This is a genomic window from Snodgrassella sp. W8135, from assembly GCF_016101225.1.
Taxonomy (GTDB): domain Bacteria; phylum Pseudomonadota; class Gammaproteobacteria; order Burkholderiales; family Neisseriaceae; genus Snodgrassella; species Snodgrassella alvi.
The window spans coordinates 189,997-207,909 of sequence record NZ_JACFQX010000003.1 but is presented as its reverse complement, the minus strand read 5'-3'; the positions used below and the strand labels follow the sequence as shown (position 1 = coordinate 207,909).

The 17,913-nt window shown below is 41.5% G+C and carries 14 protein-coding genes; 11 read left to right on the top strand and 3 right to left on the bottom strand.

Annotation, left to right across the window (positions count from 1 at the left end):
- Positions 1 to 85: 85 nt before the first annotated feature.
- The 4 genes from H3T75_RS08295 to purE are packed head-to-tail and all read left to right on the top strand — an operon-like array spanning position 86 to position 2,177.
- Positions 86 to 271, top strand: coding sequence for a DUF3460 family protein (locus tag H3T75_RS08295; protein WP_025330343.1), 186 nt, complete (start codon positions 86 to 88; stop codon positions 269 to 271).
- A 17-nt stretch (positions 272 to 288) separates the two neighbouring features.
- A complete protein-coding gene (locus H3T75_RS08290) occupies positions 289 to 957 on the top strand; it encodes an O-methyltransferase (RefSeq protein ID WP_198211475.1) in 669 nt (222 codons plus the stop codon).
- A 27-nt stretch (positions 958 to 984) separates the two neighbouring features.
- Positions 985 to 1,683 (top strand): hypothetical protein, encoded by a 699-nt coding sequence (locus H3T75_RS08285; RefSeq protein WP_198211474.1) that lies wholly within the window; start codon positions 985 to 987, stop codon positions 1,681 to 1,683.
- Positions 1,680 to 2,177, top strand: coding sequence for a 5-(carboxyamino)imidazole ribonucleotide mutase (gene purE / locus H3T75_RS08280; RefSeq protein WP_100125275.1), 498 nt, complete (start codon positions 1,680 to 1,682; stop codon positions 2,175 to 2,177). Before H3T75_RS08285 ends, purE begins: the two co-directional genes overlap by 4 nt.
- Before the next feature lie 554 nt (positions 2,178 to 2,731).
- On the opposite strand, the gene H3T75_RS08275 is transcribed toward purE, so the two are convergent.
- The 3 genes from H3T75_RS08275 to gltX form a co-directional block, all read right to left on the bottom strand.
- Positions 2,732 to 4,396: an AMP-binding protein gene (locus H3T75_RS08275; RefSeq protein WP_198211473.1), complete on the bottom strand. Its 1,665-nt coding sequence runs from the start codon at positions 4,394 to 4,396 to the stop codon at positions 2,732 to 2,734.
- A 154-nt stretch (positions 4,397 to 4,550) separates the two neighbouring features.
- A complete protein-coding gene (mnmA, locus tag H3T75_RS08270; protein WP_198211472.1) occupies positions 4,551 to 5,657 on the bottom strand; it encodes a tRNA 2-thiouridine(34) synthase MnmA in 1,107 nt (368 codons plus the stop codon).
- A gap of 258 nt (positions 5,658 to 5,915) precedes the next feature.
- Positions 5,916 to 7,307 (bottom strand): glutamate--tRNA ligase, encoded by a 1,392-nt coding sequence (gene gltX / locus H3T75_RS08265; protein WP_198211496.1) that lies wholly within the window; start codon positions 7,305 to 7,307, stop codon positions 5,916 to 5,918.
- Between the two features lie 112 nt (positions 7,308 to 7,419).
- Here gltX and H3T75_RS08260 point away from each other — a divergent pair, with 112 nt between their 5' ends.
- The 7 genes from H3T75_RS08260 (at position 7,420) to kynU (ending at position 17,905) form a co-directional block, all read left to right on the top strand.
- On the top strand, positions 7,420 to 8,421 hold the full coding sequence (locus tag H3T75_RS08260) for an asparaginase (RefSeq protein WP_198211471.1): 1,002 nt from the start codon (positions 7,420 to 7,422) through the stop codon (positions 8,419 to 8,421).
- 516 nt (positions 8,422 to 8,937) lie between these two features.
- Positions 8,938 to 10,152, top strand: a complete 1,215-nt coding sequence (locus tag H3T75_RS08255) for a sugar efflux transporter (RefSeq protein ID WP_198211470.1) — start codon at positions 8,938 to 8,940, stop codon at positions 10,150 to 10,152.
- Between the two features lie 806 nt (positions 10,153 to 10,958).
- Positions 10,959 to 11,399, top strand: coding sequence for a hypothetical protein (locus H3T75_RS08250; protein WP_084549776.1), 441 nt, complete (start codon positions 10,959 to 10,961; stop codon positions 11,397 to 11,399).
- A gap of 772 nt (positions 11,400 to 12,171) precedes the next feature.
- Positions 12,172 to 13,446, top strand: coding sequence for a 4-aminobutyrate--2-oxoglutarate transaminase (gabT, locus tag H3T75_RS08245; RefSeq protein ID WP_084549774.1), 1,275 nt, complete (start codon positions 12,172 to 12,174; stop codon positions 13,444 to 13,446).
- Between the two features lie 81 nt (positions 13,447 to 13,527).
- Entirely contained in the window at positions 13,528 to 14,985 is a 1,458-nt protein-coding gene (locus H3T75_RS08240; RefSeq protein ID WP_174831402.1) for an NAD-dependent succinate-semialdehyde dehydrogenase, read from the top strand.
- Between the two features lie 161 nt (positions 14,986 to 15,146).
- A complete protein-coding gene (locus tag H3T75_RS08235; RefSeq protein ID WP_232339965.1) occupies positions 15,147 to 16,532 on the top strand; it encodes an amino acid permease in 1,386 nt (461 codons plus the stop codon).
- Positions 16,533 to 16,654: 122 nt separating this feature from the next.
- Positions 16,655 to 17,905 (top strand): kynureninase, encoded by a 1,251-nt coding sequence (gene kynU / locus H3T75_RS08230; RefSeq protein WP_084549772.1) that lies wholly within the window; start codon positions 16,655 to 16,657, stop codon positions 17,903 to 17,905.
- The last annotated feature ends 8 nt before the right edge of the window (positions 17,906 to 17,913 follow it).

The following is a 17,913-nucleotide window of genomic DNA, read 5'->3' as shown; positions in this document are numbered from 1 at the left end:
ATCTGCCGGCATTTTCTTCACTACCACTGCCTACTTTGTATATAATACACCCGTTTCTGAACTCATCATGTAAGAAGAAACCGATATGTATAATTATCAGTCTGACACTACCCAGTTTCTGAATGAATTTCTAACTAAGCACCCAGAAGAAGCACAAGCACAAATCGAACATCGCGGCATGCTATGGGATGTACAGCTCAATCCGGAAGATGAAGCAAACTTTGCTGCCGCCAAATTGCCGAAAAAAGGTTATACCTATCTGACTGAATAATCCCTATTTAACCCGTTATGAGCCAGAACGGTTGTCTGAATACCCCGGAGCTGAGGCAATATCTTGCCGGAATAAACCCTGCAGAAGCGCCACTACTGGCACAGCTGCGTGCTGAAACGGCACGGCATCGCAAGGGTAATATGAGTATCGCACCGGAACAGGCTCAATTAATGGTATGGCTTGCACGGATGATTCAGGCTCGCAACTATCTGGAAATTGGTGTTTTTACTGGTTACAGTAGTACAGCTATGGCAATGGCACTGCCGGAAGACGGACATATCACTGCCTGTGATATTAACGTAACCTATACCGATATTGCCCGCCGCTACTGGCAAGAGGCTAATGTCAGCCATAAAATCCAGCTGTATCTGCAGCCGGCAATAATAACCCTCGATAAACTGATTACCAATAATCAAAACAATTATTACGATATTGCTCTGATAGACGCAGATAAGATACCCACCCCTCAATATTTTGAGCGCTGCCTGCAATTGATTCGTCCCGGCGGTATTATCGCCATTGATAATGTCTTATTGCACGGTCGTGTTGCACAGACAGCCAATGCTAATGAATCAGAAAGTGTTCATATTATGCGTCAGTTCAATGCCAGCTTGATAAACGATACGCGGATAATTCCGTTAACCATACCACTTGGTGATGGTTTAACACTTATTCAGAAAAGATAATAATAAACAACCGGAGGAGAAAAATACATGAATTCACGTTTAAATCAATACCATTTTAGCCTAATCCTGATAGTTACATTTTGTATCAGTGCTTGCAGTAACCTACCATCCTCCTCTGTTGTGACTAGCACTTCTTCTGCAGAAGAAGTACACACAAATAGTAACCAATCTACTGAACAGCTTGGCCAGATTCAGGCGCAGCTGAATGCTTTACAGATACAGATCAATGGTCTGCAAAACCAGATGAATGATATTCGTCAGCAACAAGATACATTATCGCGCTACCTGAATGTACGCACTCCGGTCAGTCACACTACTCCGGCTAAAGCTTCCGCCACTAATGATAATACCAGCGAAGCACGCCGGCTATATAATGCCGGTCTTTATAGCCAAAGCATTCGTCTGCTGAAAAACGCTGATAGTGGTGGCAATGGCAGTGCCCAGGCACAAGAGCGCATGTGGCTACTGCTGCAAAATCATTCCCGTTTGAATAATTGTGAATCGGTAATTAATATCGGCAAGCGCTTTAACAGCCTTTATCCGCAAAACAGTCAAAGTGCCAACGCTCTTTATCTGGTGGCACAATGTCAGACTCATTTACAGCAGCAGGATATTTCCCGCCTTACTTATCAGCACATTATCAGTAGTTATCCCAACAGTAATGCCGCTGTTAAAGCCAGGCATCAGTTAAAAAACCTGTTACCAATCAAAAAAGGAACTCGATGAACACTCCGCAAATCGGCATTATTATGGGTAGCAATAGTGACTATCCGATTATGCAGCAGGCAGAGCAGTTTCTGCAGCAATTCAGTATTCCTTATGAAATACAGGTTGTATCCGCACACCGTACTCCGGATTTAATGTTTGAATACGCTGAAACCGCCCGTTCCCGAGGCTTGAAAGCGATTATAGCCGGCGCCGGAGGGGCTGCTCATCTGCCGGGCATGGTTGCTGCCAAAACCACCATTCCTGTTCTGGGCGTACCTGTACCAAGTAAATATTTGCGCGGTGAAGATTCACTACTGTCTATTGTCCAAATGCCTAAAGGCGTACCAGTAGCCACTTTTGCTATTGGTGAAGCTGGTGCAGCCAATGCTGCTTTATTTGCCATTTCCATGCTGGCCAATGACAATCCGCAGCTGGCACAAAAACTGGCAGAATTTCGTGAAAGCCAGAAACAAAGTGTTCTGGATATGAATTTACCCAGCATTTCAGCCTGATTACTACTTAATTCAGACATATTTGCTGCATAAATATACTGAATAATATCATTATGCTATTGATATTAATTGTATTCAAATAAGAAAGAAAATTGACTATTATCCTCAGTAGCATGAGCATATTTACATGACTAGAATTAGCTCCAGAAAGCAATATCAGTTTTTTAGTTATCAACTTAATCTAAAGAATTTCTGCTAAATAACTGAAAGTAGAATACAATTTAAAATTAAAAATAAAATTCCAGCTTTCTTATTATTGCCAACAACAAGTACTAAAAATATTCATTCTAAATTAAATATTCCATTTGAATTACAATCAGAATTGGACTGATTTAAGATTCAGTTTAACAATAAATTAAGCTAAAAAATTAGTAAATTCATTTATTTATTACAACCAGACAGGATTTGGATATTAAACAAATAAAACCTATAAATATGTTTATATCATTTATTATATTTGATACCCATAATAAATAAATTATTACAATTTATTTACTGAATAAAAAACGGATACTGCTCTTATATTAGCAGTATCCGTTTTTTATAACAAAATATTATTTTTCTGTTCGCAAATCCTTACGCAAAATTTTTCCTACAGCAGATTTGGGCAGTTCTGAGCAAAACTCTATATCTTTTGGCACTTTATAGCCGGTCAGATTCTGGCGGCAATAGGCAATAATTTGTTCACGAGTCAGATTCGGATCTCGTTTTACTACAAATAACTTGATTGCTTCGCCTGATTTTTCATTAGGTACACCGATACAAGCTACTTCCAGCACCTCAGGCATAGCGGCTACAACCTCTTCTACCTCATTCGGATATACATTAAAACCCGATACCAGAATCATATCTTTTTTGCGATCTACCAGCTTTACATAACCTTTAGCATCAATTTCAGCCATATCACCGGTAGCCACAAAACCACGGCTATCAAGAACTTTAGCTGTTTCTTCTGGTCGGTTCCAGTAGCCTTTCATTACTTGCGGCCCCTGAACCCATAATTCGCCTACTTCACCAACCCCGAGAACCTTGCCGTTATCATCACGGATTTCAATATCTGTATTCGACACCGGCAAACCGGCAGTACCCGTATATTCAGGATTATTCAGCGGATTAGCGCACACGCCGGGGCTGGCCTCAGTTAAACCATAAGCATCAATAATGGGCACACCCGTGATGGCTTTCCATTCCTGCGCCACCATTTTCTGAGTTGCCATTCCTCCACCCAGCACAAGCTTCCAGGTTGAAAAATCAATCGTTTTAAATTTTTCATTATGAATCAGTGCATTAAATAGAGTATTAACGCCACTCATTACCGTTACCCGATTGTTTTTCAGAACTTTAACCAAAGCTTTGATATCACGCGGGTTGGTAATCAGAATATTTTTGGAACCGGCATTAGCAAAAATCATAATATTCACAGTAAGTGAAAAAATATGATATAGCGGCAATGGTGTTACTACTACTTCCTGTCCGGGCACCAGATTTGCTTTAATCCATTCTGATGCCTGCTGCATATTGGCTACAATATTACCATGCGTCAGCATTGCGCCCTTGGACATACCGGTTGTCCCGCCGGTATATTGCAACAAAGCCAAATCTTCCAGCTCAAGCGGTACCGGAGTAAAACGTTGTTTTTTCCCTAATTCCAGAGCCTGCAGAAAAGTAACTGCCCCCTCAATCTGAAAAGGCTTCACCATTTTTTTGACTTTGCGCAGCATGAAGTTCACTACAGTACCCTTCAGCCAGCCAAGCATATCGCCCATACTGACCACTATCACCTGCCTGATTGCAGTCTGCTCCAGAACCTGAGCCACTGTATGCGCAAAATTTTCCAGTACAATAATCGCAGTTGCACCGGAATCAATCAACTGATGTGCTAATTCCCTCGGCGTATACAGAGGATTGACGTTCACAACTACGCCGCCAGCCTGTAACACCCCGAATACCGCAATCGGATACTGCAATACATTAGGCATCATAATTGCTACCCGCTCACCTTTTTGCAGATTCAATACATTCTGCAAATATGAGGTGAACTGATTTACAAAAGTAGCAGTTTGAGTATACGTGAGTGTAGTACCCATATTGGAAAAGCTTGGCTGCGGACCGAATTTCTTCACACTGGTGTCAAGAACGTCAATAATTGACGAATATGCACGCACATCTACTTCTGCCCGCACCCCTTCCTGATAACTTTGTAACCAGATTTTTTCCATTATCTTTTTCCTCTGCAACAATGCGTCTAATTTAAAGTGAAGTAAGGAAATATCAGTCAAAACAGACTGCAAAGAAAACATCAAATCAGAACATCAGCATTGTCTGCAAGATGACTGACTGTAGCCAGCCAGTCTGTTGATATAAGTGATTAAATTAATTATTTTGAATACTATGACTATCGGTATCTCTGATAATACCACCACCCAGACACACAGCGCCAGCATACAGTACAGCAGACTGACCGGGTGTCACTGCCCATTGTGGTTCATCAAACACCAGTTCCGCGCAATCATCAGCCAGATAACGCAATTGAGCCGCCGCATCAGGCATGCGATAACGTGTTTTCACGCCATAGCGCCCTTCTGCCGGACGGTCTGGTGTCGTAAAACTTAAATCATGCATAATCAGGCTGCGACTGAACAACAGTGGATGATCATGTCCCTGTACAACCAGAAGCTCATTATCCGACAAATTTTTTCCGGCAACAAACCATGGCTCACCGTCGCCACCAATACCCAAACCTTTGCGCTGCCCCAGTGTGTAATACATCAGTCCTTCATGCTCACCTACAATTTTACCTTCCGGTGTCACCATTGCTCCCGGATTAGTAGGCAGATAACGCTGTAAAAATTGTCTGAACGGTCGTTCACCAATAAAGCAGATTCCGGTACTGTCTTTTTTTCCGGCTGTGGGTAGCTGAGCCCGTTCCGCCAGCCGGCGTACTTCAGATTTTTCCAGATCACCCAGCGGAAACAATGCACGCTGTAATTGGTATGGTTGCAGTCGATACAGAAAATAGCTTTGGTCTTTATTCTGATCCAGCCCCTTGAGCAGATAATGTACGCCATCGCGTACATCCTTACGTGCATAATGTCCTGTTGCAATCAGATCTGCACCACCGTTCAGCGCATGTTCCAGAAAACATTTGAATTTAATTTCTGCATTACACAATACATCAGGATTGGGTGTGCGACCAGCCTGATACTCCTGAAGAAAATATGCAAAGACATTATCTTTATACTGACCTGCAAAATTAACAATATCAATATCCATATCAATCAGATCAGCCACTGCTACTGCATCCAGTGAATCCTGCTTGATAGAACAATATTCGTCATCGTTATCGTCTTCCCAGTTTTGCATGAAGACACCGCGCACATCATAACCGCCCTGCTTGAGCAGCCAGGCTGTAACCGATGAATCCACTCCACCGGACATGCCAACAACAATACGTTGTGATAAATTTGCTTTTGTATTCATTTACATTCATCCAAAACCGGCGCAGATTGTGCCACAGGCAGAACACAGCAGCAACCTGCCGGCATAATTAATTGTGTATCAAACTTACACAAAAAAACCATAAATACACAATTTACATCCATAATCAGCTTTTTATTTACACAAAAAAAATTTTTACTCAATACTATTAGCCTAAATAACACAGACTGCCGGTACTGTAATATCTGTCTGTAGACAAATAATCACAAGACCGGCAGCCTGTGTAAATGCAAATCAAACTCAGTTCTGACGCAGACGGCGCAATACCTCATCGCGCCCTAATAAAGCCAGCACCTGATCAATCGACGGGGTTTTTCCTGTACCACATACAGCCAGACGTAAAGGCATACCCAATTTACCCATTTTAATATTTTCTGCTTCACAAAATGGTGCAAAAAGAGCGTGAATACTTTCCGCATCCCAGTGTGATAACTGTTCAAGCAGGGCTGCAAAGCGCTGCATACGTGCCGGAGCATCAGCATCCCAGTGTTTAGCTACTTCCTTTTCTCCAGGAGTGGCTTTAGCATAAAAATATCTGCATTCTTCAGCTAGCTGATTTAAATCCTGAGCACGTTCCTTAACCAGTGCTATCACTTCAGCCAAATCCGGCTGCTCAGTCACTTCAATGCCCTGCTGTGCCAGACGCGGGCGCACCAGCTCAGCCAGACGGGAATTATCACTGGCTTTAATATGCTGCGCATTCAGCCACAACAGCTTTTCATGATCAAAACGGCTGGCTGAAGGGCTGACATCTTTTAAATCAAACCATTCAACAAACTGTTCCATCGTGAAGAATTCATCATCACCATGTCCCCAGCCGAGTCGTGCCAGATAATTCAGTAAAGCTTCCGGTAAAATACCTTGCCGGTCATAATCAACCACACTAACTGCATCACGGCGCTTACTCATTTTTGCGCCTTTTTCATTCAGAATCATCGGCAAATGAGCATATTGAGGCAAAGCTGCACCCATAGCCAAAAGAATATTAATCTGTTTAGGTGTATTGTTGACATGGTCATCACCACGAATAACCTGCGTAATACCCATATCATAATCATCTACAACTACACAGAAATTATAGGTAGGCGTACCATCGGCACGCGCAATAATCAGATCATCCAGATCCTGATTGGCAATGGCAATATGACCTTTAACCAAATCATCCCATGCCGTTTCACCAGTTAGCGGCATTTTAAAACGTACAACCGGCTGAACACCTTCGGGTACAGGCAGCAGTGTTTTGCCTTCATCCGGCCGCCAGCGGCGGTCATACCAGAAGTGTTCACCACGTGCCTCAGCTTCCTGCCGCATTGCTTCCAGTTCTTCACGGCTGGTATAGTCATAATAGGCATGACCGGAAGCCACTAACTCACGTAAAACTTCTGCATAACGGTCAAAGCGCTTTGTCTGGTAAAACGGACCTTCATCATAGTCCAGACCAACCCAGTGCATACCATCCATAATTGCCTGCACTGATTCAGCCGTAGAACGTTCCAGATCCGTGTCTTCAATTCGTAATATAAACTTACCATGATGTTTACGTGCAAATGCCCAAGAGAACAAAGCAGTGCGCACACCACCAATATGCAAAAAACCGGTAGGACTGGGAGCAAAACGAGTACGAATCATGATTACCATTCTTCAGACACAGAAAAAACCTTATTGTACGCGTAAGCCAGAGTAAACAAAACCCGTTCGTGATATGCTTGCACTAATACCAGCAACCGTATGAAAGGCTGCATATATGAACTCCCCGAAACATCTGGCTGTTTACTACACTGGCGGAACCATTGGTATGCAGCAAACACCGGCCGGACTGGCTCCGGCTGCCAATCTTGCCAGCCTGGCTGCGCCCATTTTTCAGGAATACAGTCACCAGCTCAAATGCGACTGGTTTATTTGTGAACCACTGATTGATTCTTCAGCGATTACCCTTTCAAACTGGGAGACATGGCTTAACTGGATAGACAGCAAAGCTGAAAATTATGATGGTCTGCTCATTCTGCACGGTACCGATACCATGGCCTACAGTGCCAATATAATTGCGCTGGCACGGCCGAAACTGAATATCCCCATTATCCTTACCGGAGCCATGCTACCCCTAGAAGCTGATAACAGTGATGCACCACAAAACCTGCGTACTGCACTAGCTGCATTCAGCCTGCCGGGTTTTACCCAAACTGCCATTGCCTTTAACAGACAGCTCTGGCCGGCTGTCGGCAGCAGCAAAATCAGTACAGAACAGGCAGACGCATTTGCCAATCCGCAGTTTGGTTCCTTGGCTCAATGGTCAGAATCTGAAGGATGGTTTAATACTAATCTGCCTGTTGCCGGCAATTCAGACCTATCTGCACAATATGACATCAGTACATCAGCCAGAATTCACTGCTTTACTCTGACTCCGGGTGCTAATCTGACAATGATTACCGCCAGTCTTACTCACAATCCGCCTGACGGAGTAATTCTACAAAGCTATGGCAATGGCAATACCCCTAATGATAGGAATTTTCTGACTGCAATCAGACAGATTAGTGAGCAATCTATACCTGTTCTGAATATCAGTCAGGTTTTACAGGGATGTGCCTCTGCTGTTTACGCACAAGGACATGAATTGCGTGCAGCCGGCGTTATCAACGGCGGTAAATGTAATCTGGAAACTGCTGTGGCTATCATGACTCTGGCTGTAAGCAATAACTGGAATAAAGAACAAATTGAAAATCTGCTGCATATACAGAAATTGATTTAAAAATTTACTTTTGCAGGATTACCCGGCTTACTCTATAACCGATTAATCCTGCAAAATTTTTGTTAATAAACAGCTTCTGATAGCTTAGTCCGGTATCGTCGAACCAGAAAAAGCTATTAACAATTTTTGTATTCTCAATTACTTGAAACTTTCGTTGAAAAATTATTCAAATTCTCCAAAAAATTTCATTTTAAATTAATCGTATAAACTAATTTGTAATAATCAAATATTTTTTATACAAACACTGGTCTCTGCCAATTATTTTTAGATAAAAATTATCGGCTTTTATAATCATATTGCTATTTTTTATCAAACACGATTTCATATATACTGTATTTATATTTACTATCAATAAATTTAAATTTAATAAATATTCAAATTTGAAATTTAATTAACAAATTAACAATAACTTATGTGCTTTATTAAATAAAATATGACATTTTTATTAAGAGTTTTAAATACCTATAACCATGATTTATGATATAACTCATTCTTTTCAGAATAGAAAAGTCAGTTATGGAAGAAAACCTTGCGATAAAACAAAAGGCTTATATTATTCTGGGTTCTTTTCTGGTTGCCGCATTTATTATTGGTATTGCCGGTGCATTGCAGGCACCGACACTCAGCCGTTATCTTGCCGAAGATGTGAAGGTTAATCCATATCAGGTAGGTTTGTTTTACTCAATCAATGCCGTTGCCGGCATTGTCATCAGCTTTCTGCTGGCACAATACTCTGATAATAAAGGTGTTCGACGGAATATTATTCTATTTTGTTGTCTAATGGGCATAGGAAATTGCATTACATTTGCATTTTCGCGCCAATACTTTATCCTCGTTACCGTAGGCATATTTTTTTCAGCTTTTACCTCTGCAGCTATGCCGCAAATTTTTGCATCCGCACGTGAATATACAGATAAAACTGGCCGTAACGTTGTCGTTTTTAATGGTATTTTACGGGCGCAATTGTCACTGGCCTGGGTAATCGGTCCGCCATTATCATTTGCATTAGCCGTGAATTACGGATTTACCATTATGTATCTGAGTGCGGCAGCTATGTTTTTTGTTGCCATGCTGATCGTTTTTCTGTGCTTTCCTGTCATAAAACGTCCAGCATCTGTTACTAAAAAACAAGAGCCAAAAGAAAAGATTTTCAATAATCCTAATGTCATTTTGCTGTTTATCGCTTCAATCAGTATGGGTACAGCCAATATGATGTATTTGATTGATATGCCTTTATATATCGATGACATTCTGCCCGGTTCACCGTCACTGCCCGGACATTTGATGGGCATAGCTGCTGCCATTGAAATTCCCGCTATGCTGATTGCCAGCATGCTGGTACCGCGCTTTGGTAATAAAAATCTGATTTGTTTTGCAGTCATTTGCGGCATCATATTTTATATCGGTATGGTTTCGACCCAAAACGAATGGATGCTGATTGGTTTACAATTCTTTAATGGTTTATTTATCGGCATAATAGCCAGTATCGGCCTGATTTATTTCCAGGATTTATTACCTAAACGTACGGGTGTTGCTTCTACATTGTTTAATAACTGTATTTCTTGCAGTATTATTCTGGCCGGTATGTTGCAGGGCGTAATTTCGGCCAACTTCGGCCATCAGAGTATCTATACCATTTCTTTAGCCATGGTAATTTTATCTTTCATCTTGTGCCTGATTATTCAACCACCGCCTTCAACAATTAAATCGCCCTCAAAGGTTAATCACTGATCAGCACCGTAATCACCATTCTAACAAGGTTCTAAAACTGACTATAGACTTATCTTAAAACATCTATTATCAATATCAATAAAGCACTGTAGTAATAAATAAATTCATACCGCCAAAAATCCGCATTAACAAACAAATATTTTCTTAAACTATCCGACACAATTATATTATCGTTTAACAGTTGTAAACGTTTAAATAGTCATATTTCAGGGAAAATAAAACGCAATTGTATGATTCTAAATTATTCAAAACCCAGTGCTAAGTTGATGGTGAATGGTTAAATGCTGATGATAAAAAATCATACCTGTATCCAATCCTGCAATCGGTGAAAAACTGGCTGATAATCCTAAAATGGTTACCACAGAAGCTGTACGTGCAGTAACAGCCGCCCGGAATACTTTAAAAACGAAGTTAGAGCAAAACTTATTGCGCAATAAGCATTTCAGTAAAAAAATTTCTATAGAACTTGAGGAAAGTCCCATCTATTGTTTTCAATGATACAGATATTCATGCAGCGGTAACCTTATTATCAAAAGAATAATAGGAGCTTCTCTGAATTACTCAGACAATTTAGAAAGAAAAACAAATTCTCCATCATTCAGTGATAAAAAGCCTACTTAAATTTAACAAATTGTTTTTTAATTAACATTAATATACAAAATATTGCGAATAAAACAAGGAAAGTTTACAATCTTCATAATACAAAACCAATTGATAAACCCGTACTTTATTTTTGCTTGGCTCTACTTTGATATTAAGCATATACATTTGTAAATAGCCGGATAATTTCAAAAAGAGGAAGATTAATGAAAAGAATCATTCTAACAGTAGTAGCATCCTGTGCCCTGTGTTTTGCGGGTTATCAATGGCATAAAAGCATACAAGAAAAAAGAATATTTGTTCAGGATATTAAATCCAGAACTGATCAATATGGTTTTCTGGATATATCAGATAATCTTCCCGAAAGTAAGGGAATTGTCATTGTGGCTCCAGTCAATTGTCCGTCACAGCAGGCAAAGGTTGCTGATTATCTGGTCACAGAACTAAATAAACAGAATATTCCTGCGACCCGAACTAATAGTTACAATTTCAGACAGAAAAACATTATGTCAGAAAGAGAAATAAATCAGATGATTAAAAGATATCAATATGTCAGAACAATGGCTCCACCGCTGGTATTTGTAAATGGTAAAATAAAGTCTAATCCATCAATTGAAGCCATCAAAAAAGAGTGGGAGTTACAATAGTTGTTTCGTTAACCAAACTTACTTCAACATGTTCAATAAAAATTAAAATTAATCAAGTGTGCCAATGTCTGTATCTTGTATTTTCAGGATCAGCTTCCCAATTGAACTATTTAATTTCTAATTTGTTTAACAATTGCCTTTATACAGTACTATTCTGCTTGGTTTGTTACAGGACGTAATTTCTGCCAACTTCGGCTACCATATGATTTATGCGATTGCACTTGCAATGGTATCTGTTTTATTTATTTTCTGTCTCATTATTGCTAAACCAGTCCATACCAAAATAGTTTCTTAACAGCAGTATTGATTAGTTTCAACTGAATAACACTATACGACCCCAATATCTATCAGGCTAAACCCAACCGGTTTAGCCTTTTTAATTAACACTGACATCTATACATCATTGAAATCAATAATCAAATAAGGCAGCACTTTATTTGCCTGCCTGCAGACGCTCAGCAATTAAGAATATACGCATAAATTAAGCAATTAATTCATAAAATAATATTTATAATTAATATTAATTGCTAATAATACCAATTATAAAAACATTTAATTTCATTCTTATTGAATTTTTTTCAATATTCTACGTTAGCAGAATATTTATCCAGATTGACAGTATAAATTTAATCCCGTAATTTAACCGAATAAACCAATCAATTATAAGACTGATATATTCAGTCAGTTAATTATATTGTCAGAACACATATCATACCGTTGATATTAGTAAAAACCTGCTTAGGCCGGTCTGCACTTTATTGGAGAAAATATTATGAGTCAAACAAGCAATGTTCGTCAGCGTCAACTGGCCGCAGCCCCTCGTGGCGTCGGTTTCATGTGCGATTTTTATATTGATCACGCTAAAAACGCTGAGTTCTGGACTCCTGAAGGTAAGCGTTATATTGACTTTGCCGGAGGCATCGGCGTTTTGAATACTGGTCATCTGCATCCCAAAGTACAAAAAGCAGTAGCTGATCAACTGCAGAAATTTTCGCATACCTGTTTTAATACTGTTCCATATGAGCTGTATGCTAAGGTTGCCGAAAAAATTAATGCCAGAGCACCTATTGCCGGCGACAAACGCACAATGTTTGTTACCTCTGGTGCTGAAGCTGTTGAAAATGCCATTAAAATTGCCCGTGCCTATACCAAAAGACGTGGTGTAATTGCATTTAACGGTGCCTTTCATGGCCGTACCAATCTCACTATGGCTTTAACTGGCAAAATCGCACCCTATAAAGTAGATTTCGGGCCATTCCCTGCTGATATCGTACATGCACCTTATCCGAATGCACTGCATGGCGTTAGCATTGAAGATGCCTTGCATGGTCTTCATAATATTTTCAAATGCCATCTGGCACCCAGTGATATTGCTGCTATTATTATCGAAGTAGTTCAGGGTGAAGGCGGCTTTAATGTTACACCAAATGAATTTCTGCGTGCCTTACGCCAGCTGGCAGATGAACACGGAATTGTGCTGATTTTTGATGAAATTCAGTCTGGCTTTGCCCGTAGCGGAAAAATGTTTGCTACCGAATTGACCGGTGTACAGCCAGATTTAATGACCATTGCCAAATCTCTGGCCGGCGGTTTTCCACTTTCCGGTGTAGTAGGCAAAGAAGCCATAATGAATGCTCCTGTAGTAGGCGGCTTGGGCGGTACTTACGCCGGCAGTCCGCTGGGACTGGCTGCTGCTGATGCAGTTATTGATGTTATCGAAGAAGAAAAACTATGTGAGCGCGCCAATATTCTGGGGAACAGATTAAAAGAACGCTTTAAAAATTTAAAAGAAGTTATTCCGTCTATTGCAGAAGTACGCGGACCAGGCTCTATGGTCGCTATTGAATTAGTTAAACCAGGCACCTCAGAACCAGATGCTGAACGAACCAAAAAAGTACAGCAACTGGCACTGGAAAACGGTCTGATGATTCTGACCTGCGGACAGTATTACAACGTAATTCGTTGTCTCTATCCGCTTACTATTGAAGATCATGTATTTGATGAAGCCTTGAATATACTTGAAACTGCCCTGCGTCAGGCTCAATAATATTCATTGTGTGCAGGCTGCTCCGGTTGAATATTTTACCGGCAGTCTGCCATGTCTGTTTCAGTTTTTTAGGAAAAAACTATGCAATTGCATGATTCTGCATTATTAAAAACCCAGTGTTATATAAATGGACAATGGCTGAACGCCGATAATGGCGCAGTTATTTCAGTTATCAATCCGGCTACCGGAAACAATCTGGCAGACGTGCCCCGCATGGGTACAGCAGAAGCTGAACGTGCTGTAGCAGCAGCACATGCAGCATTGAAACCATGGCAAGCCAAATCAGCCAAAGAACGCAGCAATCTTCTGCGCCGCTGGTTTGAACTAATGATGCAGCATCAGGAAGATCTGGGCATTATCCTGACTTCAGAACAGGGAAAGCCGCTGGCTGAGGCTAAAGGTGAAATTGCTTATGGTGCATCTTATCTGGAATGGTATTCAGAAGAAGCCAAACGTATTTATGGTGATACCATACCCGCACCGTCAAATGACAAACGGATTATGGTACTTAAGCAGCCAATCGGCGTATGTGCAGCCATTACGCCGTGGAACTTTCCGAATGCAATGATTACCCGCAAGATTGCTCCGGCTCTGGCTGCCGGCTGTACTTTTGTTATTCGTCCGGCCTCGCAAACACCATTATCTGCACTGGCCATTGCTGAGCTGGCACAGCGTGCCGGCATCCCGCCCGGAGTAGTCAATGTCATTACCGGCAGCTCCAGTGAAATCGGTAAAGTATTAACTGAAGACGATCGGGTAAAAAAATTCAGTTTTACCGGTTCTACAGAAGTAGGTCGTAAACTGATTGCTCAGTGCGCCGGTACAGTAAAAAAAGTATCGATGGAACTGGGTGGTAATGCACCATTTATCGTCTTCAATGATGCTGATATCGATGCAGCCGTAGAAGGTGCGATGATTTCCAAATTCCGCAATGCCGGCCAGACCTGCGTATGTGCCAACCGGTTGTACGTACAAAGTGCTGTATATGATGAATTCGTGGATAAACTGGCTCAGGCCATTGCCAAACTGAAAATAGGCAACGGACTGGATCAGGGCGTAACTGTCGGACCATTAATCGATGCAGGTGCGGTTAACAAAGTTCAGGAACATATTACTGATGCTATTGGCAAAGGGGCGGAAATCGTTACCGGCGGAACCGCAGATAATCACGGTGAATTATTTTTCCAGCCTACATTACTGAAAAATGTTACTCAGGACATGAAAGTTGCTCGTGAGGAAACTTTCGGTCCGCTGGCGCCGGTATTTCGTTTTGAAAGCGAAGACGAAGTTGTCAGCTGGGCTAATGACACCGAATTCGGGCTAGCCAGTTATTTCTACAGCCGTGATATCGGCAGAATAGTACGCGTCAGCGAAAATCTGGATTATGGCATGGTAGCCATCAATACAGGACTGCTGTCAAATGAAGCAGCACCTTTTGGCGGCGTCAAGCAATCCGGTCTTGGTCGGGAAGGTTCTAAATACGGTATAGAAGATTACGTTGAAATTAAATATGTACTTCTTGCCGGCGTTGACCAGTAATTCCTGAATCCGCGGCAGCCATAATCTGCTTCGCTGCCGCTTTCTTCACAATTATAAAAATCCTGAATGCACTGCATAAATCAGGATGGGACATTGTTGACTGAATTCAGCCTGCTAAAGGTGTTTCAGTCTGATATTACTTTTTCCAGAGGAGAATTAATTTGAGCACATCATCCACACTGAAAAACGGACTTAAATCACGCCATCTGACTATGATTTCTATTGCCGGCGTGATCGGAGGGGCTTTATTTATTGGCTCCGGCTCTGTAATTTACCATACGGGACCCGCAGCCATTCTTGCCTATGGTGCCGGCGGTCTTCTGGTCATGCTGATTATGCGCATGTTAGGAGAAATGGCTGTAGCGCATCCAGATAGCGGTTCTTTTTCCACATATGCCGATACTGCTATCGGCCGCTGGGCAGGTTTCAGCATTGGCTGGTTATACTGGTTTTTCTGGGCATTGCTCATGGGCTGGGAAGCCTATGTAGCCGGTAAAATTCTTAATAACTGGTTTCCTGTATTTCCCATCTGGAGCTATATGCTGGCAGTAACCGTAGCTCTGGTTGTTATCAATCTGATGGATGTTAAAAATTACGGGGAATTTGAATTCTGGTTTGCTTTAATCAAAGTAGTCGCCATTGTATTGTTTCTGATTGTAGGCAGTCTGGCTATTATCTATTTATGGCCGTGGGGTCAGGCAGATGCAAAAGGCTGGACACACTTAACTGATCAGGGATTCATGCCTAAAGGATCATCATCTGTGGTAACAGCATTGCTGGGTGTTATGTTTGCCTATATTGGTGCTGAAATCGTTACTGTTGCTGCTGCAGAATCCAACCATCCGGCTACAGAAATTCGTAAAGCCACAAAATCTGTCGTCTGGCGCATCATCCTGTTTTATGTAGGTTCGATTTTTATTACCGTTTGTCTGATTCCGTATAACGACCCGCGGCTGAATGATGCCACATGGGGAACATACAGTGTAGTATTAACCTCGCTGGGAATTCCTCAGGCACGTCATATCGTCAACTTTGTTGTCCTTACTTCGGTTTTAAGCTGTTTTAATTCAGCTCTGTATACCTGTTCGCGCATGTTATATTCATTGGCAAAACGCGGTGATGCTCATCGGATCATGTCCTATACCTCGAAAAATGGCAGTCCGCAAATTGGCGTGCTTATTTCCTGTATCTTTACCCTGTTTGCAGTGTATCTCACCGCTACCGCCAAAATGGATGTTTACGATGTACTGATGACTGCTACCGGTACGATTGCCCTGTATGTTTATCTCGCTATCAGCTGCTCACAATTATTTCTGCGAAAAAAACTGGAAAAACAAGGGCAGACACTGACATTTAAAATGTGGTGCTTTCCATGGCTGACTTATCTGGTTATCGGGCTGATTATTGCTTCGATTATTATTATGATTATCGAAGGAACCTATAAATATGCAGTAATATATACCAGCATACTGGCGGCTATCATCCTGATAATGGGTATAGTGGCACAAATATTTAAAATCGGCAGCCAGCAGAATAAAACAGAATAATATTTATCTATCTTGACACAGATTGATTAAGATAAATATTCGGATAAATTAATTTAAATTTTATTCGCCATAACTGGCAACAATTCAGTACACTATTCATTTTGAAATTCAACCGGCACAAAATGATTACACTAGAACAATGTCAGCAATGGGATGCCGCCGATATTCTGGCTCCCCTAAAAAATCAGTTTGAATTACCACAAGGGGTTATATATCTGGATGGTAATTCTTTGGGTGCGAAACCCAGAAAAGCTGCAGAAAATGCTCAGGCAGTGATTAATCAGCAATGGGGTACCGATCTGATTAATAGCTGGAATAAAGCCGGCTGGTGGGATTTACCGGTTCGATTAGGCAATAAAGTCGGTCAGCTGATTGGTGCTCAGGAAAATGAAACCGTTGTTACCGATACAACCAGCCTGAATCTGTTTAAAGTATTGGCCACAGCCATCCATATTCAGCAGAATAATGACAATAATCGTAAAATCATTATCGCTGAGCGTGATTCTTTCCCTACCGATATTTATATGATTGAAGGTTTCATGGCTCTGATTAATCAGGGTTATCAGCTTCATCTAATAGATACACCGGCAGATCTGCCCGCCCGTATTAATGAAAACACTGCTGTTGTAGTGTTATCTCATGTTAACTATCGTACCGGCTACCTGCATGACATGGCAGCAAACAATGCACTGGTACATTCGCATGGTGCATTACTTATCTGGGATTTGTGTCATTCAATCGGTGCTGTACCTATTGATCTGAATGCCAGTAACAGTGATTTTGCTATTGGTTGTACTTACAAATATTTGAACGGCGGACCCGGCGCACCTGCTATGCTGTGGGTAAATGAGCGTTATCAGACTGCATTCAGCCAGCCATTATCCGGCTGGTGGGGTCATGCGCGGCCGTTTGATATGGCTGAAAGCTATACACCCGCAGACAATATCCGTCGTTATTTATGCGGTACACAGCCAATTGTATCTATGAGCCTGATAGAAAGCGGCGTAGATATCTTTTTGCAAACAGATATGCAGTCATTACGGCACAAATCTCTGCAACTAACTGATTTACTGATTGCCCTTACTGAGCAGGAATGTGCCGGACATAATTTAACGCTGATTACACCGCGTGAACATGCTCACCGTGGCAGCCATGTCAGCCTACGTCACCCTCATGGTTATGCCATAGTTCAGGCTCTGATTGCCCGCGGTGTAATCGGAGATTATCGCGAACCGGAAGTGATTCGCCTGGGAGTTACACCTTTGTATCTGAGCTATACCGATATCTGGCATGCTGTTCAGCATCTGAAACAGGTATTAATTAATGAGGAGTGGGCACAGCCACAGTTTCACACGCGCGGACAGGTAACCTGATTTGCATT

Bases quoted from the DNA above. Each gene is read 5' to 3' on its own strand.
- H3T75_RS08285 (WP_198211474.1), top strand. From the start codon at position 985: ATGAATTCACGTTTAAATCAATACCATTTTAGCCTAATCCTGATAGTT.
- H3T75_RS08295 (WP_025330343.1), top strand. From the start codon at position 86: ATGTATAATTATCAGTCTGACACTACCCAGTTTCTGAATGAATTTCTA.
- H3T75_RS08260 (WP_198211471.1), top strand. From the start codon at position 7,420: ATGAACTCCCCGAAACATCTGGCTGTTTACTACACTGGCGGAACCATT.
- H3T75_RS08250 (WP_084549776.1), top strand. From the start codon at position 10,959: ATGAAAAGAATCATTCTAACAGTAGTAGCATCCTGTGCCCTGTGTTTT.
- gabT (WP_084549774.1), top strand. From the start codon at position 12,172: ATGAGTCAAACAAGCAATGTTCGTCAGCGTCAACTGGCCGCAGCCCCT.
- H3T75_RS08240 (WP_174831402.1), top strand. From the start codon at position 13,528: ATGCAATTGCATGATTCTGCATTATTAAAAACCCAGTGTTATATAAAT.
- kynU (WP_084549772.1), top strand. From the start codon at position 16,655: ATGATTACACTAGAACAATGTCAGCAATGGGATGCCGCCGATATTCTG.
- H3T75_RS08255 (WP_198211470.1), top strand. From the start codon at position 8,938: ATGGAAGAAAACCTTGCGATAAAACAAAAGGCTTATATTATTCTGGGT.
- mnmA (WP_198211472.1), bottom strand. From the start codon at position 5,657: ATGAATACAAAAGCAAATTTATCACAACGTATTGTTGTTGGCATGTCC.
- H3T75_RS08275 (WP_198211473.1), bottom strand. From the start codon at position 4,396: ATGGAAAAAATCTGGTTACAAAGTTATCAGGAAGGGGTGCGGGCAGAA.
- H3T75_RS08290 (WP_198211475.1), top strand. From the start codon at position 289: ATGAGCCAGAACGGTTGTCTGAATACCCCGGAGCTGAGGCAATATCTT.
- purE (WP_100125275.1), top strand. From the start codon at position 1,680: ATGAACACTCCGCAAATCGGCATTATTATGGGTAGCAATAGTGACTAT.